The sequence below is a fragment of the Isoptericola maris genome (assembly GCF_048065335.1).
GTDB classification, from domain to species: Bacteria; Actinomycetota; Actinomycetes; order Actinomycetales; family Cellulomonadaceae; genus Isoptericola; species Isoptericola rhizosphaerae.
This window is the reverse complement of sequence record NZ_JBLUNY010000003.1, coordinates 155,573-176,148: the sequence shown is the minus strand read 5'-3', so window position 1 is coordinate 176,148 and position 20,576 is coordinate 155,573. Positions and strand designations below refer to the sequence as shown.

Here is a 20,576-nt window from a genome sequence, read left to right as displayed (position 1 = left end):
GGACCAGCATCGTGGACCGGCATCGTGGACCGACATCAGCGGCCGACGGCGGAACGTCCGCTACGCCAGGCCGTGGCGGTGGACGTAGATCACCGCCTGGACCCGGTCCCGCAGGTGCAGCTTGGACAGCACGCTGGACACGTGCGTCTTGACCGTGGCCTCGCCGAGGAACAGCTCCGCCGCGATCTCCGCGTTCGACAGCCCCCGACCCACGTGAACCAGGACCTCGCGCTCGCGGGGGGTCAGGAGCTCCGACCCCCGGGCCGACGGCGGCACACCGGCCCGGCTCGACACACCGGCCCCGCCCGCCGGGGAGTCCCCGGACGCCGCCGAGCCCATCGCGACCATCCGGTCCACCACCCTCCGGGTGACCTGCGGCGACAGGAGCGCCTGCCCCTCGGCGACGGTGCGCACCGCCTCCACGAGGTGCTCGGCGTCGGAGTTCTTCAGGAGGAACCCGGACGCCCCGGCGCTCAGGGCGTCGAACACGTAGGCGTCGTCGTCGAACGTGGTCAGGACCAGCACCCGCGACAGCTCGCTCCGCACGATCTCGCGGGTGGCCTCGATGCCGTCCATGACGGGCATCTGCACGTCCATCAGGACCACGTCGGGCCGCAGCTCCCGGGCCACCTCGACGGCCTGGGCGCCGTCGGCCGCCTCCCCGACCACCTCGAGGTCGTCCTCCACCGACAGGATGAGGCGGAACCCGGACCGGACCAGCGCCTGGTCGTCCACCAGCAGGACCGTCGTCATGAGCCCTCCACGGGCAGGGGCAGCCGCACGCGCACACGGTACCCACCGGTCACGCGCGGGCCGATCTCCGCCACCCCGTGGTGCGTGGCGACCCGCTCACGGATGCCCACCAGCCCCAGCCCGGACCCGGAGGAGCCCGGCCGGGCACGGCCCTCGTCGATCACCTCGACCTCGGCATACCCGCCGCGGAACCTGGCGTCGTCGTCGACCGGCCGCCGGTCGACCCGCACGGTGACGCTCGCCGCGCGGGCCGTGGAGTGCTTGCGGACGTTGGCCAGCGCCTCCTGCGCGGTCCGGAACAGGCTGAGGCCCACCGGCCCGGGCACCGCCGCCTCCGCACCGGTCGGTTCGGCGACGAGCGTGTACGTCACGTCCAGACCGCCGTCCGCGCCGGCCAGCCGCTCGATGTCGGCGACCCCGGGCTCGGGCGAGCGGTCCCCGCCGTCCGCCGTGCCGCCGTCGTCGGCCCCGATGTCCCGGAGCGTGCCGACCAGGCCACGCATCTGCTCCACGGCGTCGCGCGAGGCCGTCTCGATCGTGGCGAGCGGTCCCTGCGCGTCCGGGGCGGCGTCCCCGCCCTTGGCGAGGAGCCGCCGCGCGGCCGCCGCCTGGATCCCGATGACGGAGACGTGGTGCGCGACGACGTCGTGCAGCTCGCGCGCGATGCGCAGCCGCTCGGTGACGACGGCGCGGCGACCGAGCTCGGTGGCCTGCCGCTCGATGGTGGCCGCCTGCGCCGTGAGCTGCGCCCGGCGCCGGGCGGCGTGCCACGTGACCTGCCCGAGCGCGATGGCGCCGAAGAAATAGGCGACGTTCGTCAACCAGGTCTGGGCGATCATGGCGTCGAGCGCCGCGATGGCCCCGGGCGGGTCGTCGAGCAGGCCTTCGTTCTCCGCGTAGTGCTGCAGGGCCGAGCTGATGGCCGTCTGCCAGAACAGCCAGCCGAACATGGCGGCCAGGCTGGCCGCGACCACGATGATCATCGCCCGGCGGTCCCGCGCCCAGGCCACCGCCGTGTACAGCGTCATGAAGTACACGACCTGCAGCACCTGGGTCATCGGGACGGCCGGCACGGTCAGCCCGACCAGCAGGAAGTGCGAGTAGACGAGCGCGAGCACCAGCAGCGGGTACCGGCGCCGGGCCACGAGCGGGAGCGCGCCCGCCGCCGACAGCACGTAGAGCAGCCAGGCCGGCCGGGTGTCGTCGTAGAAGTAGCCCGCCGAACGGGACAGCTCCATGCCCGCCACCGCGAGGACGGTCAGGGTCAGCCCGAGCCACACGTCACGCCGGTAGGCGGCGCGAGGATCGGCGGGGACACGTTCGAAGTCGTCGTCGACGCCGAACCACTCGGCGATCACGGCGGTCGGGCGGGGACGCGGCATCCCCTCAGCGTAGGCAGTCGGCGCCGTGGCGGGATCCGTCGCACGACGGAGACGGCGGGCCGACGGGTGGCGCTCCCGGCGCCGTGCCAGCCTGTGGCCATGACGTCCTTCTGGATCTGCCGCACCTGCGCCGTCGAGCACGCGTCACGGCCGGAGGTCTGCGCGATCTGCGCGGACGAGCGCCAGTGGGTCCCGGCGTCGGGCCAGGCCTGGGCCACGCTCGACGAGCTCGCCGCCGAGGGCCAGGCGATCGTGGTCGACGAGCTGGAGCCGGACCTGTTCGCGCTGCAGACCGCTCCGGGCGTGGGCATCGGGCAGCAGTCCAAGCTGCTGCGCACCCCGGCAGGGTCGCTGCTGTGGGACCCGCTGGGGTTCGTGGACGACGACGGCGTCGCGGCCGTGCGCGACCTGGCCGGCCCCGCGGGGGTGGTCGCGGTCGTGGCGAGCCATCCCCACATGTTCGGTGTCCAGGTCGAGTGGAGCCGGCGGCTCGCCGGGGACGGCGGACCGGTGCCGGTGCTGGTCTCCGCGGCGGACGCGGGATGGGTCGCCCGCCCGGACGCCGCGATCGAGACGTGGTCGGGCGAGCGGGAGGTGCTGCCCGGGGTGACGCTCAGCCAGCCGGGCGGGCACTTCCCGGGCTCCGCCGTCGTGCACTGGGACGCCGGGGCGGAGGGCCGCGGGGTGCTGCTGTCGGGCGACACGATCTTTGCCAACGCGGACCGCGCCTCGGCGAGCTTCATGCGCAGCTACCCGAACCATGTCCCGCTCTCCGGGGCGGTGGCGCTGCGGGTCGCCGGGCATGTGGCCCGGCGACCCTTCGACCGGATGTACAACAACTTCGACGGCGTGATCCCCGCCGACGCGCGCGCCGTCGTGCTGCACTCGGCACGGCGGCACGCGGCGTGGGTGCGCGGGGACTTCGACCACCTCACGTGACCGCGGCCGGTGCACCGCCGCGCGTCAGTGGTCGTGGTCGTCGCCCACGTGGTCGGAGGCCGGTTCGCCGAGGACGCCGGTGATCTCGTTCGGCGTGGCGCCCAGCTCGCCCGAGGCCCAGACCTCGCCGTCCACGACGTCGACCGCGTGGATCGAGTCGTTCGCCGGGTCGGTCACGTAGACGGAGCCGTCCAGGGTGAGCACGGCCGGCCGGGGCTCCTGCCAGTCCATCGGCTCCTCCCACTCGTCGAGCACCGGGATCGTGGAGGTGATCTCGGCCGTCTCCGGGTCGATGACCTGCAGGTCGCCGTCGGTGGTGAGCACGAGCGCCTCGCCGTCGTCGCCGCGGGCCAGCGAGCGGAACGTGTACGACGCCGGGAGCTCCACGAGCTCCAGGCTCGCGTCGCGGGAGTCGATCAGGCTGACCGTGGTGGGCCGCTCGAGCTCGGCGTCCGGGTCGGTCTTGTAGTCGCCGAGCACGATCGGCGACGCCTCGGTGCCGGCCTGGTTGCCGATGCGGGAGTAGTCGTCCGGCGTGGTCACCTCGGTGATCTCTCCGTCGGCGTAGAGCAGCGCGCCGTCCTCGCAGCCGACGACGACGGCCTCCTCCGCGGCGACGGCCTCGCCGTGGACGCCGGGGCACTCGTCGCTCGCGGCGATCTCCTCGCCGTCGGCGTCGAGCACGCGGATGCTGCTGCGCTCCTCCTCGGTGCCCGCGGTGACCAGCAGCGACCCGTCGCTCAGCGGGACGGCCACGCCGTGGTGCGCGTCCGGGAGCTGGACCTCCTCGACCCCGTCCTGGGTGGCGATCTCGGCGGAGTCGACGAGCTGCACCAGACCGGTGCCGTCGTCGAAGAGCGCCGTGACGCCGTCGTGCACCACGGCGTGGCCGGGCTTCTCGGCGGCGTAGGTGACGTCGCTGAGCTCCGGCGTGGAGGTGAAGTGGTGGAAGTGGTCGCCGTGCCCCTCGCCCCAGGTGCCGGTGTCGAGCACCTGGAACCCGCCGGTGGTCGAGACGAGGACGTGCCGCCCGTCTCCGGCCGGGTTGAGCCGGTTGAAGCCGTCGAGCTCGAGGTCGGCGACCTCCTCGAGGCTCTGGGCGTCGAGCACCTTGATGCCGCCGTCGTAGGTGACGGCGAGGCGCGGGCTGCGCCCCTGGACCTCGGTGGGTGCCGCGGTGCTGGTCTCCTCGGCGGTGGTGCCGGCCGGCTCGGCTCCGGCGACCGGCGCCTCGGTCTCGGTGCCGCAGGCCGCGACGAGCGCGATCGGCAGGGTCAGGGCGAGCGCCGTGGCGGCGCGGGAACGGGTGTTCATGGGTGGTGGCTTTCCGTCTCAGAGGCAGGACAACAAGATGCGAACGAGAACCATTCGCAGCAAGACGCCCTGAGTCAACCACGCGTGAGAATCATTATCAAGAATGGGCTCTCAGTCGAGGGCGCGCTGCCAGCGACCGGCAGCCATGCTGACGATGAGCGCCACGAAGACCACCAGATACACCTGGCCGATGATCGCCTCGCTCGTCGCGAGCAGGCGCCCCAGCGGCGACACGGCGGCCAGGTCCCCGTAACCCAACGTCGTGATCGTCGTCAGGCTGAAGTACATGAACGACGTCGTCGACTCCTCGGCGCCGAAGAAGTGCTCCCCCGAGAGGCTGTCCACCGTGAGGAAGGCGTAGTAGTAGGCCAGCGCGATCAGCAGGTAGGCGGAGACGGCTCCGAGCAGCGTCGGCAGCGTGACCACGCGGTGCCGCACCAGCCGCCGCGCCACCACCACGGGTGCGAACGCCGCGATGACGAGGAGCAGCGGCGGTGCCGAGGTCACCGAGTCGGGGGTCTCCAGGACGAGCACCACCACGAGGGACAGCACGACCAGCAGCCCCAGCACCACGTCCGCCCGACGACGCCACCGCGCCCGCAGGCCCGCTGCCCGCAGCGCGAGCGCGAGCGTCGCCCCGACCGTGAGGGTGGTCACCAGACCGGCCACCTGGGCGCGCCCGGCGAGCGCCCCCGCGCGGATGTCGACCAGCGACAGCAGCGCGACCGTCAGCGCCACCAGGGCGAGCAGCAGCCCGAACCGGTCGATCCAGCGCGAGTGCGGGTCGATGAGGGGATCGGTCTCGTCCGGCGGCTGCCGGCGGCGGGCGAAGAAGCTGCGCGGCCCGTGCGGGTGCGGGTCGTCCTGCGGGTCTGCGCTGCTCACGGCCGGTCCTGCACGGCATCCTCCAGGGACGGGTTCGTCCCCATCGTGGACGAGCCCGGCCCGGGGCGCGCGTCGAGGGCCGGCTCGGTCGCCCCGCCCGCGACCCGGTCCGGGGCCGGCACCGTCACGGCCGCGATCGCCGTGGTGATCGGGATCGCCAGCACCAGGCCGATCGACCCGACGAGCGTGCGGACCACCTCCTCGGCGATCTCCCCCGAGGTGATCGTCATCAGCGGCGTCTGGTCCAGCATCCAGACCGTGAGGAGCAACGGCAGCGCCGCCCCCACGTAGGCGAACGCGATCGTGTACACGGTCGAGGCGATGTGGTCGCGCCCGATCCGCATCGCCCGCGCGAACAGCACCCGCCGCGGGGCCGTCGGCGCGAGCGAGCGCAGCTCCCACACCGCGGACGCCTGGGTGATCGTCACGTCGTTCAGGACACCCATGCCCGCGAGGACGAGGCCGCACAGGGCGATGCCCCGCAGGTCCACGGACGGGGCGATGATCGACAGGTTCTGCGCCAGCTCGTCCGACGCTCCGGTGATGTGCGCGGCGCCCGTCGCCCAGGTGCCGATGCCCGCCGTGAGCGCCAGCCCGGCCAGGGTGCCGAGCAGCGCCACGGTGGTCCGCGCCGTCAGACCGTGCGCCAGGTAGAGGACGGCGAGCATCACCGCCGACGACGTCACGAGGGCCACACCCATCGCGCTCTCGCCCGCCAGCAGCGCCGGGAACGTGAAGCCGACGAACACGGCGAACGCCACCGCCAGGCCTGCGATCGCCGCGAGCCCGCGCCACCGCGCCACGAGGAGCACCACGAGCGCGTAGACCGCCGCCAGGACACCGAAAGGGACGTCGCGCTGGTGGTCCATGAACACGTACGGCGTCACGGTGTCCGCGAAGTCCCCGATGTACAGCGCCGTCACGCGCTCGCCGGGCGACAGCTCGAACCGGGGGTCCGCCTGCATGCCGGACGTGCCGCCGTCGGGCAGCCGGATCGCGACGTCCCCGGCGGTCGCGTCCTCCATCGTGGGCCAGGACTCGTCGCTCGACTCCTCGAGCGGCCCGACGACGGTGACCACCACGAGCTCGCTGCCCTCGACGACGACGGGGATCCGCTCGGGCACGTCGGCCTCGGACGGCCACAGGGTCCACAGGCCGAACGCCGTGGCGACCAGGGCAGGCAGCACCAGCAGCGCCAGGACCAGGCGGGTGCGCGTCGGGGCCGGCGGCACCGGTCCGCCGTGGGAGTGACCGTGCACCTGCTCGGCAGGGAGCGGCGGCTGCGCGGCGTGGCGGGCGGAGCGGCGGGTCGGGACGTCGGGCACGGGCCGATGGTCGCACCGTGCGACGGCCGAGCCGTGGAGACCGCGCCGACCGTAGACTCCCGTGGTGACCGCGCCAGCCCCCGCCTCGCCGCCGGGCGACTCTTCGGACAGCTCCTCGGCCGGCTCGACCGGCAGCCCAGGCGGTTCTCCGGGCAGCCCGGCCGGGACGGTGCTCGGCGTCGGCGCCGCCGTCGCGGGCGGGTTCGGCGCCGCGGGCCAGACCCGCATCAACGGCTCGCTGGCCGAGCACGTCGGCAGCGGTCTCGGCGCGGCGGTCGTCTCGTTCGGGTCCGGCCTGGTGCTGCTCCTCGTGGCCCTGGCCTGCTGGCCGGGCGCTCGCGCCGCCGTCGCGCGCGTCGTCGGCGCGCTGCGTTCGGGACGGCTGCGCTGGTGGGAGGTGCTGGGCGGGACCGCCGGTGGGTTCTACGTGGCGGCCCAGGGGCTGACCGCCGCCACGCTCGGGGTCGCCCTGTTCATGGTGGCGGTGGTGGCCGGGCAGTCGACCAGCTCGCTCTTCGTCGACCGGTTCGGTCTCGCGCCCGGCGGGGTGCGGCTCATCACGCTCGGGCGGGCGCTGGGACCGGTCCTGACCGTCACGGCCGTGGCGATCGCCGTGTCCGGGTCCGTGGGGACCGTGCCGTCCGTCGGGCTGGCCGTGATCCCGTTCTTCGCCGGCGCGTTCCAGTCGTGGCAGCAGGCGGTCAACGGCCGGGTGCGGGCCGTCGCGGAAGCCCCCCGCGACCCGTTCACCGGGGTGGCAGCGGCCACCTTCGGCAACTTCGTGGTGGGCACGACGGCGCTGCTGCTGGCGTTCGGCGTCTCGACCCTCGTCGTCGGGCCACCCACGGGGACGCTGCCCACGCAGTGGCCGCTCGACCTGGTGCTCTATTCCGGCGGGCTGCTCGGGATCACGTTCATCGCGATCCAGGCCGCCGTGGTGCACCGGATCGGCGTGCTGCTGCTGGCGCTCGGGATGATCGCCGGACAGATCGTCGCAGCGCTGGTGATCGACGTCGTCGTCCCCGGGGTGGCGGCGCCCGGCCCGGCCATGTACGCCGGTGCGGTGCTCACCCTGATGGCCGTCTCGGTGCCGGTGGCCGAGTCCTGGCTCCTGCGTCGGCGTGCGAGAACTCGACGTCCCGGGTGACGGTGGGTGGACCGACACGAAGGAGGACTGGCGTGGCGACGTGAGCTGACGCGACCACCCCTCGATCCCGCGAGCGCTGCGTCAGGGTCGCGCTGTCAGGGTCGCGCTGTCAGGGTCGTGGGGCCGTGACGAAGATGTCGAGCAGCTCGGGATGATGCCCGTGCACCAGCACCGCGAACACGACGGCGTCGAACAGCAGGTGCACCGCCACCACGTAGGACAACGACTTGTACCGGGCGAAGATCCACCCCTGCACCAGCGCGAACGGGATGGTCAGCAGCGGCCCCCACTCGCGGTAGCCGAGCTCCCACAGGAACGAGACGAACACCATCGCCTGCAGCACGTTGGCGGCCTGCACGGGAAAGTGCCGGCACAGCAGCGTGAACACGACGCAGATGAAGAACAGCTCGTCCCACAGCCCGACGGCGTTCACTCCCACGAACAGCCGGGCGATGTCCGTGTCACCCTCCAGGGACGGCCAGTTCCGGTACGCCCCGGACCCGAGGAAGTACGGCGGCAGCACCAGGTAGCCGATGACGACCACGGCCGCGAGATAGATCCACTGCCCGCGCGACCAGCGCCGGCCCGTGGCGACCGGGAAGCGCACCGCGCCCGCGCCGTCGTCGTCGGCCAGGACGAACCGCGAGAGCGCCCACGGCACGAGCACCGCCAGGGAGAGCGCGACGGTGAACCGGACCATCCCGGCGTCCGACAGGTCCGCCGCGAGGGGGATCGCCGAGACGATCCCCATGCCCGCCGCGATCAGCGCGAGGTGCTTGCCCAGCGCGCGGTCCACCAGCAGACCGAGGACGACGCCCGCCACCAGCGGCACGTAGCCGAGCGGACGCGCGTGCACGGCGAAGAGCAGGATGGCGGAACCGCAGACGAGCACGGCGGCGGCGTAGCGGGCGACCATGTGCGCACCCTACCGACGGCGGACGGTCAGGCAGGACCGGGGTGCGACTCGCCCAGCTCGGCGAACACGGCCCGGTTGAGGCGGAACGCCTCCTGCGCCTCGGCCACGGCGGTGGCGGTCTCCGCGTCGTCCAGGTCCAGCCCGTCGAGGCGCTCGCGGTAGAGGTCCTTGAACCGCTTGGCCTTCGGGATCTCGGGGAAGTCGTAGAACTCCAGGCCGGCCGCACCCATGCCGTAGTGACGCTGCATCATGCGCTGGACGATCTGCCCGCCCGAGAGGTCTCCCAGGTAGCGCGTGTAGGCGTGCGCGGCGTACTCGGCGAGTCGGGAGCCGACGTCGTGCAGACGTGCCACGTACGCCCGCGTGGCCGGCAGGACGCGGATCTCCGAGCGCCAGCCCGGCCCGTACAGGTGGGCGAGGTCGCGCTCGATGGCCGGGACGCGGGTCAGCTCGTCGAAGACGAGGGAGGCGCCGCGGGCGTCGTGCCGGACGACGGCGCTCGCCTCCTCCAGCGCGGTGTACACCGAGAGCTGCTGCGCCGCGAGGTCGGCGTAGGCCGCCACGTCGAGGTCTCCGGACATCAGCCGCGAGACGAACCCCTCGGACTCGGCCTCCTGGTGCTCGGCGCGCGTCCCCTCGCGCAGCAGCACGGAGAGGGGAGCCTCGGGAGCGAGGGTGGGCATGGCGGCCTCCGGAAGGTCGTGACGACCTGACAGAACGTCAGGATGTCAGCACGGTAGCAGTCAAAGTTAGGCATGCCTACCCTCTGCCGTCGCCGCCCGACCCGTCATCCCCGGACGACGACGACCACGCCGAGCACCAGCCCCCAGAACGCCAGGCCGATCCCGGCGGCGATCAGCAGTCCGTGCGCCCCCGTCGCGCCGCGCCGCGCCGTCCAGATCGCCCTGCCGGCCAGCACGGCGCCAAGCACCATCAGGACGACCCCCCACCAGAACATGCGCCCCATCGTCCGCGATTTCGGTTGCCCGTGCATCCTGAGGCTTTTGCCCCGATTTCTGCCCGCCTTCGCTGTGCCCCGACACACGCCCGACACACGCTCGAATGTTGCCTGCATCACAGAAGGACTATCTTGCGAGGGACCTCCGGCGACGGGAGCCACGACGCAGTGGCCACAGGCCGGAAGTCTCGTTACGGACCGAGACGAAGGGTGCGCTCACATGCGCTTGCGGAAACACCAGTCCAGACTCCGGCTCGCCGCCATCACCTCCGGCGCCGCGCTGGTCATCACCTCTCTCACCGCCACGGGGGCCGGCGCCGCGCCGCAGGACCCGGACGACCTCAGCCTCACCGAGGCGCAACCGACCGCGACGTCGCGGGAGGACGGCCCCAAGGCGCCCACGAGCGCGCTCGTCGAGACGCCGAAGAAGCTGCTCTCGCTCAGCTCGAGCAAGAAGATCCCCGTCATGGTCAAGTACGACTACGACGCCGTGGCCTCCTACGACGGCTCCGTGCCGGAGTACGACGCGACCAGCCCCGCCGTCACCGGCGAGCCCCTGACGAAGAACGCCCCCGCCGAGAAGCGCTACCGGGGGTACGTCGAGAAGCAGGAGCGCTCGATCACCGCGGACGTCCAGGACGCCGTCCCCGGAACCGAGGTCGTGACCAGCTTCGACGTCGTCTACGGCGGCGTCGCCGCGCTCGTCCCCGGCGACGAGATCCCGGCGCTGCTCGAGGTGCCCGGCGTGGTCGCCGTGCAGGAGAACACGCTCGAGAAGCCGCTGACCGACTCGAGCACCGACTTCATCGACGCCCCCGCGGCCTACGAGGAGCTGGGCACCGAGGCGGAGGCCGGCGACGGGCTCGTGCTCGGCAACATCGACACCGGACTCTGGCCGGAGCACCCCTCGTTCGCCGACGACGGCAACCTCAGCTCGTACGACGGCCCGGCGGTCGCCTGCAACTACGGCGACAACCCGCTGACGCCCGAGGACGACCCGTTCGAGTGCAACGACAAGCTCATCGGCGGCTACTCCTTCACCGCGATGTACGACCTGCTGAACCCGGGTGAGTACCTGTACGAGGGCACCGCACGGGACGCGGAGGGACACGGCTCCCACACCTCGGGCACGTCGGCGGGCAACGTCGTCGAGGACGTCCAGACCATCGGCCCGGAGCTCGAGAAGATCCAGGGCGTCGCACCCGGCGCGAAGATCATCGAGTACAAGGCGCTCGGCCCGGGCGGCGGCTACACCTCCGACCTGGTCGCCGCCGTGGAGCAGGCGATCGTCGACGACGTCGACGCGATCAACTACTCGATCTCGGGCGGCAGCACCGTCTCCGACCCGGTCGAGATCGCGTTCCTCAACGCCTACGACGCCGGGGTCTTCGTCGCGGCGTCGGCCGGCAACTCCGGTCCGGGCGCCGCGACGGCGAACCACGTGAGCCCGTGGGTGACCACGGTCGCCGCCTCGACGCAGACGCGCGAGTTCAGCTCGACGCTCACGCTGACGGCCGACGACGGCTCGACGTTCACCGCCGACGGCGCCTCCATCGTCGAGGGCGTGGAGGAGCCGCTGCCGGTCGTGCACGCCTCCGAGCCGCCCTACTCCGACCCGATGTGCCTCGAGCCGGCACCCGAGGGCACCTTCGAGGGCATGATCGTGCTCTGCGAGCGCGGCGAGAACGCCCGCGTCCTCAAGGGCTACCACGTGATGCAGGGCGACGCCGAGGGCATGATCCTCTACAACCCGACGCTCGCCGACGTGGCCACCGACAACCACTACCTGCCGGCCGTGCACCTCGCGGACGGCACCGAGATGATGGCGTGGTTCGAGGAGCGCTCGGGGGTGACGGGCACGTTCACCGACGGCGCGCCGTCCGAGGGTCAGGGTGACGTCATCGCGGCGTTCTCCTCCCGTGGCCCGGCGGGCCCGGTCATCAAGCCGGACATCACCGCGCCCGGCGTGCAGGTCCTCGCAGCTATGACGCCGACGCCGGCGGCCCCTGAGAGCGGTCCGTCCGGCCAGTACTACCAGGCGATCAACGGCACCTCGATGTCCTCCCCGCACATCGCCGGCGTGGGCCTGCTGCTCCGCGCGGCGAACCCCGACTGGACGCCGGGGCAGATCAAGTCGGCCATCATGACCCAGTCGACCACCGACGTCGTGAAGGAAGACCTGACCACCCCGGCCGACCCGTTCGACATGGGCGCGGGCCGCGTCGACGTCGGCGAGTCGCTGACGCCGCCGTTCACGATCAGCGACACCACGGCGAGCTTCGCCACGCTGACCACGGACCCGGTGCACGCGGTCGACCTCAACATCCCGTCGATCAACGCACCGACCCTGCCCGGCAGGCTGACCACCACGCGCACGCTCGAGAACACGTCGGGCCGCCACCTGGTCGTGCGCCCGAAGGCCGACGCGCCCCGGGGCACGAAGATCTCGTTCAGCCCTCGGATCGCGACGGTCCGTCCCGGCAAGAGCGTGTCGTTCGACATCACGATCACCGACACCTCGGCCAGCGGCGAGCAGAAGTTCGCCGAGATCACGTTCCGCACCCAGCGCGGTAACGGCCACCTGCCGGTCGCCTTCGTGCCCACCCAGGGCAACGTGGCGCTGACCCAGTCCTGCGAGGAGGAGTCGATCCACTTCAAGGACCGGGTGGACTGCACCGTGACGGCGACCAACGAGTCGTTCAACGAGCAGTCGGTGTCGCTCACCACCACGGGCGAGCGGGCGCTGAAGGGCAAGCACTCGGAGTCGGGGGACCTCGCGGCCGCGGAGCTCGGCGTGCCGAGCGTCGACGCCCTCGACGGCTCCGGGTTCCTCGACCTCGAAGACTTCGGCATCTCGCCGGAGTCCTTCGGCGACGAGACGTTGACGAACTACGACGTGCCGGCCTACTCGTTCAACGGCCGGACGTACACGTCGCTCGGCGTCGACTCCAACGGCTACCTCGTGGCCGGCGGCGGGACGTCCGAGGACAACAACTGCTGCGACCTGCCGGACGGCGCGTCGTCGGCCCGTCCCAACTCGGTGCTCGCACCGTTCTGGACCGACCTGAACAGCGAGGCCGGCGACGGCACCGCGGCCGAGGGTGTGCGCATCGGCAGCCTCACCGACGGGGTCGACAGCTGGCTGGTGGTCCAGTGGGACATGTACGTCTGGGGCACCCAGGACGCCCGGTCGTTCCAGGTGTGGATCGGCACCAACGGTGAGCAGGACGTCACGTTCGACTACGCGGACGCGATCACCGATCCCGGGATGCCGTTCCTGGTCGGGGCGGAGAACGCCGCCGGCGAGGGCGACATGGTCGCGGAGCTGCCGGACGGCAGCACCCAGGTGGTCACCTCGACCGAACCGACCCCGGGCGGCAGCCTCACGTACGACGTGACGCTGAAGGCCAAGCGGCCCGGCAAGGGTGTGGTGCACACCGAGCTCGTGGCGGACGAGGTGCCCGGCACCACGATCGTCGAGACCCCGGTGAAGGTGACGGTGTTCAAGCACCGGCGCTGACCGCCTGCCCCCACCGTCTGGTCGGCAGTCCGTGACCTGATCGGCAGTTCAAGCTGCCGATCAGGTCACGAACTGCCGATCCGACCGGGCGACGAATCCTCATGACACGGGGCGCCGGCCGCCCTAGCCTCGCGACATGCCCTCCGTGCGCCTCCTCGACGTCCCCGGCCTCGCGCCGACCGCCCCCTACGCCTACGCGGCCACGACCACCGGCGACCACCGGCATGTGCAGCTCGCCGGTTCCTGCCCTCTCGACCTCGACGGCCGCACCGTCGCACCCGGCGACATCGCCGCCCAGACGGCGCAGTGCCTCGACAACCTCGTCACCGCGCTGGACGCCGCCGGGGCGACCCTCACCGACGTGCTCGGGAGCCGCGTGCTCGTCGCCACGACCGACCCCGGCGACCTGCACACCGCCTGGGACGTGGTGCACGCGCGGTTCGCCGACCATCCCGTGCCGAGCACGCTCGCCGGCGTCACCGTGCTCGGCTACCCGGACCAGCTCGTCGAGATCGAGGCCTGGGCCGTCGTCGCACCCCGCTGAGCTCGCTCCGCTGAGGCACCTCAGACCCCGTGAGCCGCCATGAGGCCCTCGTCTGAGGTACCCCCGGCCCCGAAGAACTGGGTGACCGGACGATCCGCAGACCCCCACCTCAGCACGAGGGTGGAGTCATGCCGGAACGACCGGTGGCACGGCGAGGGGACACATCATGAGCATGCAGGGACCCGCCTTCGAGGCGGAGCTGGCCTACCGACGCGAGCGCGCCGCCCGGTCCTACGGTGCGCCGTCCTTCTGGAGCCGTTGGCGGGCACGGCGCGCCGCACGGCGCCAGGCTCGCGAACGCGGTCTGGCCGTCCGGGCGCGTGACGCCGTCGACCGCCTGGCCGACACGATCGACACCGTGGCGGACCGCACCGACCCGGTCGCCTGGGACGCACGGATGGCTCGCCGGTCCGCCGAGATCGAGTCGGGCCTCGCCGCGCTCCACCCTGCGGCCGACCACGCCCGCCGCGCGGCGTGATCCCGCGCACGACGACGCGGCACCCCCCGGGCACGACGGCGGCCGGAATTCCCTCGGCCGTTGTCGGTACCGGGTGGGACGATGCGAAGGTGCGCCGCTCGTCACAGATCCCGCTCGTCGCTCGCGAGCACCAGGTCGCCGGGTTCCGCAGGTCCTTCGACCGCGCGGCCGCCGGCGAACCGGGCGTGCTCGTCGTGGGCGGCGACGCGGGCGTGGGCAAGACACGGCTCGTCACCCACCTCGCGGGCGCTGCCGAGGAGGCCGGCGGGCGCGTCGTCGTCGCCCACTGCGTCGACCTCGGCGAGATCGGCATCCCGTACCTGCCGTTCACCGAGGCGCTGGGACAGCTGCGCCGGCCGGCCGGGACGGGCAGCACGGACGACGACGTCGCGGCCTGCGTCACCGAGCTGGTCGCGGAGCGTCCGGCGCTCGCGCGGCTCCTCGACCCCGCCGGCTCTCATGCCGCCCAGGACGACCAGCACGCGGAACGCCTGCCGCTGCTCGACGGGCTCGCGAGCGCGTTCGCGGCGGTCGGCCGGGCCGGCGCACCGCTCGTGCTGGTGATCGAGGACCTGCACTGGGCCGACCCCTCGACGCGTGACGTGCTGCGCTTCCTCATCACACGCCTGCGCACCGAGCACCTGCTGCTCGTGCTCACCTACCGCAGCGACGACGTCGACCGCCGGCACCCGCTGCGGCCCCTGCTGGCCGAGCTGCACCGCTCGGAGCGGGTGGACCACGTCGAGCTGAACCCGTTCACCGCCAGCGAGCTGCGCGACTTCACCACCGCGCTCAACGACGGCCCGCTGCCGGAACGCGACTTCGCCGACGTGCTGCGCCGGTCCGAGGGCAACGCGTTCTTCGCCGAGGAGCTGGTCGCCGCGGGCATGGCGACCGGGACGCTGCCCTGGTCGCTCGCCGACGTGCTGCACGCCCGGATGCAGAGCTTCGCGCCGGAGGTGCAGCAGCTCGTCCGCCTCGCCTCGGTCGCGGGGCGCCAGGTCCGCGAGGACCTGCTGCGTTCCGCGGCCGCCGGGACACCCGGGCTGGAGGACCCTGCCGTGGCCGCCGCCGCGCTGCGCGACGCCGTCACCCACCAGGTGCTCGCCGTCGAGGGTGCGCACCTGGCGTTCCGCCACGCCCTGCTCGCGGAGGCGCTCTACCTCGACCTGCTGCCCGGCGAGCGCGGCGCCATGCACCTGGCGTACCTCTCGGCGCTCGTGGCCTCGCCCGAGCTGGGGTCGGCGGCCGAGCGTGCGCACCACGCGCAGCAGGGCCACGACCTGCCGACGGCGCTCACGGCGTCCTTCGACGCGGCCGGCCGGGCGCGGGACCTGCTCGCTCCGACCGAGGAGCTCCGGCACCTCGAGCAGGTGCTCTCGCTGTGGGACTCGGTGCCCGACGCCGCCGCCCGCGTCGGCGTCGACCGGGTCGCCGTCGCGCTCGACGCGGCGGCCGCGGCGGCTCGCAACGGTCAGCCCACCCGCGCCGTCCAGCTCACCCGCCGCGCGATCGAGTCGCTCGACGGCGACCCGGCACGCCAGGCGAGCCTGCGGCACGTCCTGGCCCGCAACCTCCTCGACGTGGAGGAGGACATGAGCGAGGCGACCCGCCAGACCGACCTCGCGCTCGAGGTGCTGGCGACCGACCCGACGGAGGAGCTCGCCTCGACCCTCGCCGTCCGCGGGCGGATCGAGATGAACCGCGACGACGACGACGCGGCGCGCGACTTCCTGGAACGGGCGATCGACGTGGCACACCGGGCCGCGGCGCCGCAGGCGGAGGCCGACGCGCTCGCCTCCCTGGCCGTGATCGAGGTGGGCGACCCGGAGACGGCGGCCCGCCTCATCGAGTCCGCGATGCACCGCGCGATCGAGGCGGGCAGCCTCGGTGCCGAGCTGCGCTGCCGGTACAACCTCGCCACGACCTGGTACTACGCGGGTCGGCTGGACGTCGCGGAGCAGCTGCTGCGCGAGGGACTGGCGCGCGCCAAGGAGACCGCCACGACGCGCAGCTCCACCGGCATCTCGATGCGGATGATCGCCGAGCTGTTGCGCTACGTGCGCGGCGACCTGACGGAGGCGGCCCCGCGGGACGGAGTCCCGGCGCTGGAGGCGATGGTGCTGGAGAGCGCCGGCCTGTACGCCGCGGTCGCGCGCGGTGACGACCGTGTCCTGGACACCACGCAGGCGCTGCAGAAGGAGTGGGACACTGACGGGTTCATCGCGCTCATCTCCGGCGGCTGCCGCATCGACGCCCTCACCTTCGCGGGCCGGTACGACGAGGCGCTCGACCTGGCCGGCACCGTCGTCGCGCACCTCGGCGCCGTGTGGAGCACCTACTTCCTGGGCCGCATCTGGATCTCGGCGCTCGCCCTGGCGGCGTTGGCCGAGGCCGCTGAGGGCTCCGGCGGGCCCGGTGGTGGCACGGAGCCGATGACGACCCTGCGCGCACAGGGCGACGAGCTGCTCGCGGTCGCCCGCGAGACGGCCGAGCGAGGCCGCCCGCGCGGCGGCGTCCTCGGCCCGGAGGGTCGCGCCTGGTTGCGCCGCGCCGCGGCTGAGCACGCCCGGCTCGCCGCCGCCACCGACCAGACGCCCGCGGACCCGGCCGTCTGGGAGGCCACCGTGCGCGAGTTCTCCTACGGCTACCGGTACGAGACCGCACGGTCACGGTTCCGCTGGGCGCAGGCGCTGCGGGCCGCCGGGGACCGCGCCGCCGCCGAGCTCGAAGCCGTCGAGGCCCTGCACGAGGCCCAGGAGATGGGCGCCCGCCCGCTGGCCGACGCCGTGCTCGCCTGGACGAAGCGTGCCCGCCTCGCCGTCCCCGGGGCACGCCGGGAGACCTCCACCCTCACCGAGCGCGAGGAGCAGGTGCTCGGCCTCGTCGCCCAGGGCCTGTCGAACCGGCAGATCGGCGAGCGGCTCTACATCTCCACCAAGACGGTCAGCGTCCACGTGTCGAACGTCCTGGCCAAGCTCGGGGTCTCGGGACGCGCCGAGGCGGTCGCCGTGGCCACCCGCCGTGGGCTGCTCACCGTCTGACGCACCGACCATCCCGATCCGTACCTGGCGAAGGAGCCTCGTCCATGAACGTCTACCCCGACACCCGGCAGATGTTGCTGCACTACCTGCACGAGGTCCGCGAGTCGCTCCTGTGGAAGCTGGAAGGACTCTCGGAACGGGAGCTGCGGATGCCGCGCACGCCCACCGGGACCAACCTGCTGGGACTGATCAAGCATGCCGCCAGCATCGAGTCCGGCTACTTCGGCGAGGTCTTCGGGCGGCCCTGGCCGACGCCGCACGAGGTGCCGTCGGACGCCCAGCTCGAGGAGGACCCCAACGCGGACTTCTACGCGACGGCCGACGAGTCCGCGGAGCAGATCATCGACCTCTACCGCCGCGCCGCCGAGTTCGCCGACGCCACCATCACCGAGCTGCCGCTGGATGCACCGGGACGCGTGCCGTGGTGGGGCGAGCGCGGGGACGTCACGCTGGAGCGGATCATCGTGCACGTGATCTACGACCTGAGCCGGCACGCCGGGCACGCCGACATCGTGCGCGAGGAGATCGACGGCGCCGTCGGGCTCGTGCCGCGCGCGACGAACATCCCGGACATCGACCAGGAGGCGTACGTGACGAAGGTCCGGGCCATCGCCGAACGGCTCCCCGCCTGACGGGCGGGACAATGGACGGGTGCAGTGCCCTCACTACGACGCCGGCCGGTGCCGTTCGTGCACCCTGATCCAGCTCGACCGCCCGGCGCAGGTGGCCGGCAAGGAGGCGCACGTCCGCGAGCTGCTCGCGGCGTACGACGGCGTCACCTGGTTGCCCGCGGTCACCGGCGCCGAGAGCGGCTTCCGGAACAAGGCCAAGATGGTGGTCACGGGCACGGTGGACGCGCCGGTGCTCGGGATCGTCGGCCCGCCCGGCCCGTACGCCGGGCGGAGCGTCGACCTCACGGACTGCGGCCTCTACCCGGCGCCGCTGCAGGCGGCGTTCGGCCCGCTGGCCGAGCTGGTCACGCGCGCCCGGCTCCAGCCCTACGACCTCTCGCCCGCCACCGGCCCGGACGGCGCTGCGCCCGACGGCGGCACCTCCCGCCGCCGCAAGGTCACCCCGCGCGACGCCGCCCGCCGCGGCGAGCTCAAGCACGTGCTGGTCACCCTCTCCCCCGACGGCGAGCTGATGGTCCGCCTGGTGCTGCGGTCCACCGAGGCGGTGGCCCGGATCCGCAAGCACCTGCCCTGGTTGCACTCCGCGCTGCCAGGGCTGGCCGTGCTCAGCGTCAACGTCCAGCCGGCGCACGCCGCGGTGCTGGAGGGTGAGCAGGAGATCGTGCTCACCGAGCGCGAGACGCTGCCGATGCGCGTCGACGGCATCACGCTGCACCTGCGCCCGCAGAGCTTCTTCCAGACCAACACCGAGGTCGCCGCGACGCTGTACCGGCAGGCCAGGCAGTGGGTCGACGAGGTGGACCCGGCGTCGCTGTGGGACCTGTACTGCGGGGTCGGCGGCTTCGCGCTGCACTGCGCGGCGCCGGGCCGGTCGGTGAGCGGCATCGAGCTCTCGGCGGAGGCCGTGGCATCGGCGACCACGACGGCGGGCGAGCTGGCCGCGCTGCCGCCGGACGCCGTCGTCGGCGGTCGGGACGCCTCGTGGTGGCGCGACGCGATGCGCGAGGTCCGGTTCTCCGCGGGCGACGCGACCGGGTTCGCGCTCGGCACCGACACGGACCCGGAGCTGGTGGTCGTCAACCCGCCGCGGCGCGGGATCGGGGCGGACCTGGCGCGGCGTCTGGAGACGTCGGGCGTGGGCCGCGTGCTCTACTCGAGCTGCCGGGCCTCGACGCTCGCCCGGGACCTGGCCGAGATGCCGTCGCTGCGGCCTCGGCGGGCGGTGCTGCTCGACATGTTCCCGCAGACGGACCACTACGAGGTGCTCGTCCTCCTCGAACGCGAGGTCGCAGCGCTCCGGCCGAGGTAGGCCGTCAGCCGCGCTGCCAGAGCGCCAGCGACGCGCCGGGCGCCGAGCCCGGGTCGCCCCGAACGGTCACCTGGACGGTGCCGCGCCTGGCGTTCGCCGTCCACACGCGCCAGGAGTCGTCCCACCCGAACTCCGCCTTGGTGTAGCCCTCGGCCGTCTCCACCGCGACGATCTCCGCACCATCGCTCGGGACCACCCGGAACCAGCCGATCCCGCCGACGGTCAGCGCGACGGTGCGCTCCTCCGGCACCGGCTCGGGCTCGGGTGACGTCGGGGGCGGGTCCTCGGGCGGCGCCGTCGTCGGCGGGCTCGTCGGCTCCGTGGCGGGCGGCTTGGTCGTCGGCTCCGGGTCGCGCGGAGGTGCGGTGTCCGACGGCGTCGGCTCGGGTTCCGCGCTCAGCGTGGGCTCCGGTTCCCTGACGGTCTGCGGCTGCGGCTCGACCGTGCCCGACGGCGTCGGTCCGGGCTCGCTCGGCGTCGGCTCCGGCGTGCCCGACGGCGAGGGGTCCGGCTCGCTCGGCGTCGCGGACGGCTCGGGTGTCTCGTCCACGGCCGGCTCGTCCGGCGCGGCGGGTGCCTGCGCGACCGGGGGCGGAGCCGGGGCCTCGGAGCTCCCGCCGGGGAGTCCGCTCACCATCGCCACCGCGGCGACGGCGACCGCGGCCAGCCCGACACCGGCGGCCACCGCGACGGGGCGTCCGAACACCTGACGCAGCCCTCGGTCGACCCACTCCCAGCCGGCCGCGAGCGCTGTCCCGACGGGCCCCAGCGCGGCGAGCAAGCCGGTGTGCGTGGTGGCGGCTCCGGCCGCGCCGACCACGACCGGCGCGGCGGCGCCCGTGGCGGCGAGCCCACCCAGGAGCAGGGGTGCGGTGTCCCGCAGGGCCCACGCGGCGTGGCGCACGTCGATGAACGAGCGCATGCATCCGGCACAGCCGAACAGGTGGTCCTCGAGAGTCTGCCGACGCCCGGCGCCGAGCCGGTGGGTGACGTAGTCGTGGAGCGCGCCCCGCGTCTCCATGCACCTCTCGCGGCCCGGCGTGCGCGCGTGTGCGGCGGAGAGCGCGCGGCCGAGGCGGTCCTCCGCGGACCGCAGGCGCCGTGCCGCCGCCCGCGCATGGAGGCCCAGCTCGCGGGCGACCACCTCGATGCCCCGACCCAGCACGTGCTGGGACCACAGGAGCTGCTGGTCGTCGTGCGGCAGGGTCGCCAGCGCCGTGCGGACGACGTCCGGGTCGGCCGAGCCGGCGGCGCCGGGGCCGTCGGGGTGCCCGGCGGCCCGGGCCACGGCGCGCAGGCGCTGGACGGCGTCGTCGACGGCAGGGTCGCTCTGCGGGGCCGAACCGTCGTCGAGAGCCCGCTCCCGGCCCCTGCCTGACGCGCTCACGCGACCTCGCTCTCTGCCGGCCGCCCGGCGTGTTCCGTGCGGT

Annotated in this window: 17 protein-coding genes; 8 read left to right on the top strand and 9 right to left on the bottom strand. The window is 73.5% G+C overall.

Annotated features, from left to right (window positions below; genetic code table 11):
• Window positions 1-60: 60 nt before the first annotated feature.
• A complete protein-coding gene (locus tag ACH5HR_RS07470; RefSeq protein WP_416477138.1) occupies window positions 61-753 on the bottom strand; it encodes a response regulator in 693 nt (230 codons plus the stop codon).
• Window positions 750-2,135 (bottom strand): sensor histidine kinase, encoded by a 1,386-nt coding sequence (locus tag ACH5HR_RS07465; protein ID WP_416477137.1) that lies wholly within the window; start codon window positions 2,133-2,135, stop codon window positions 750-752. The genes ACH5HR_RS07470 and ACH5HR_RS07465 overlap by 4 nt, the downstream gene beginning before the upstream one ends.
• Before the next feature lie 99 nt (window positions 2,136-2,234).
• Here ACH5HR_RS07465 and ACH5HR_RS07460 point away from each other — a divergent pair, with 99 nt between their 5' ends.
• Entirely contained in the window at window positions 2,235-3,074 is an 840-nt protein-coding gene (locus ACH5HR_RS07460) for an MBL fold metallo-hydrolase (RefSeq protein WP_416477135.1), read from the top strand.
• Between the two features lie 24 nt (window positions 3,075-3,098).
• Here ACH5HR_RS07460 and aztD read toward each other — a convergent pair whose 3' ends face one another.
• From aztD to ACH5HR_RS07445, 3 genes are all read right to left on the bottom strand, one after another.
• Entirely contained in the window at window positions 3,099-4,388 is a 1,290-nt protein-coding gene (gene aztD, locus ACH5HR_RS07455; protein WP_416477133.1) for a zinc metallochaperone AztD, read from the bottom strand.
• A 111-nt stretch (window positions 4,389-4,499) separates the two neighbouring features.
• Window positions 4,500-5,273 (bottom strand): potassium channel family protein, encoded by a 774-nt coding sequence (locus ACH5HR_RS07450; protein WP_416477131.1) that lies wholly within the window; start codon window positions 5,271-5,273, stop codon window positions 4,500-4,502.
• Window positions 5,270-6,598: a YibE/F family protein gene (locus ACH5HR_RS07445; protein WP_416477129.1), complete on the bottom strand. Its 1,329-nt coding sequence runs from the start codon at window positions 6,596-6,598 to the stop codon at window positions 5,270-5,272. The genes ACH5HR_RS07450 and ACH5HR_RS07445 overlap by 4 nt, the downstream gene beginning before the upstream one ends.
• A 64-nt stretch (window positions 6,599-6,662) precedes the next feature.
• On the opposite strand from ACH5HR_RS07445, the gene ACH5HR_RS07440 reads away from it, so the two are divergent.
• A complete protein-coding gene (locus ACH5HR_RS07440) occupies window positions 6,663-7,745 on the top strand; it encodes a DMT family transporter (RefSeq protein WP_416477127.1) in 1,083 nt (360 codons plus the stop codon).
• A gap of 109 nt (window positions 7,746-7,854) precedes the next feature.
• On the opposite strand, the gene ACH5HR_RS07435 is transcribed toward ACH5HR_RS07440, so the two are convergent.
• The 3 genes from ACH5HR_RS07435 to ACH5HR_RS07425 form a co-directional block, all read right to left on the bottom strand.
• Entirely contained in the window at window positions 7,855-8,661 is an 807-nt protein-coding gene (locus ACH5HR_RS07435) for a CPBP family glutamic-type intramembrane protease (protein WP_402376600.1), read from the bottom strand.
• Window positions 8,662-8,687: 26 nt separating this feature from the next.
• Window positions 8,688-9,344 carry a biliverdin-producing heme oxygenase gene (locus ACH5HR_RS07430; protein WP_402376603.1) on the bottom strand — a complete coding sequence of 219 codons (657 nt, stop codon included), beginning with the start codon at window positions 9,342-9,344 and terminating at the stop codon, window positions 8,688-8,690.
• 104 nt (window positions 9,345-9,448) lie between these two features.
• A complete protein-coding gene (locus ACH5HR_RS07425) occupies window positions 9,449-9,619 on the bottom strand; it encodes a hypothetical protein (protein WP_416477125.1) in 171 nt (56 codons plus the stop codon).
• A gap of 220 nt (window positions 9,620-9,839) precedes the next feature.
• Between ACH5HR_RS07425 and ACH5HR_RS07420 the strand changes: the two genes are divergently transcribed.
• The 6 genes from ACH5HR_RS07420 (at window position 9,840) to rlmC (ending at window position 19,146) form a co-directional block, all read left to right on the top strand.
• On the top strand, window positions 9,840-13,139 hold the full coding sequence (locus tag ACH5HR_RS07420) for a S8 family serine peptidase (RefSeq protein WP_416477124.1): 3,300 nt from the start codon (window positions 9,840-9,842) through the stop codon (window positions 13,137-13,139).
• A gap of 136 nt (window positions 13,140-13,275) precedes the next feature.
• On the top strand, window positions 13,276-13,683 hold the full coding sequence (locus ACH5HR_RS07415; protein WP_402376611.1) for a RidA family protein: 408 nt from the start codon (window positions 13,276-13,278) through the stop codon (window positions 13,681-13,683).
• Between the two features lie 166 nt (window positions 13,684-13,849).
• A complete protein-coding gene (locus ACH5HR_RS07410) occupies window positions 13,850-14,161 on the top strand; it encodes a hypothetical protein (protein WP_416477123.1) in 312 nt (103 codons plus the stop codon).
• A gap of 89 nt (window positions 14,162-14,250) precedes the next feature.
• Window positions 14,251-17,205, top strand: a complete 2,955-nt coding sequence (locus tag ACH5HR_RS07405; protein ID WP_416477121.1) for an ATP-binding protein — start codon at window positions 14,251-14,253, stop codon at window positions 17,203-17,205.
• Window positions 17,206-17,249: 44 nt separating this feature from the next.
• Window positions 17,250-17,837, top strand: coding sequence for a DinB family protein (locus tag ACH5HR_RS07400; RefSeq protein ID WP_402376618.1), 588 nt, complete (start codon window positions 17,250-17,252; stop codon window positions 17,835-17,837).
• A 19-nt stretch (window positions 17,838-17,856) separates the two neighbouring features.
• Entirely contained in the window at window positions 17,857-19,146 is a 1,290-nt protein-coding gene (gene rlmC / locus ACH5HR_RS07395; RefSeq protein ID WP_416477119.1) for a 23S rRNA (uracil(747)-C(5))-methyltransferase RlmC, read from the top strand.
• Window positions 19,147-19,150: 4 nt separating this feature from the next.
• On the opposite strand, the gene ACH5HR_RS07390 is transcribed toward rlmC, so the two are convergent.
• Window positions 19,151-20,533 (bottom strand): zf-HC2 domain-containing protein, encoded by a 1,383-nt coding sequence (locus ACH5HR_RS07390; RefSeq protein ID WP_416477117.1) that lies wholly within the window; start codon window positions 20,531-20,533, stop codon window positions 19,151-19,153.
• Window positions 20,534-20,576: the final 43 nt, after the last annotated feature.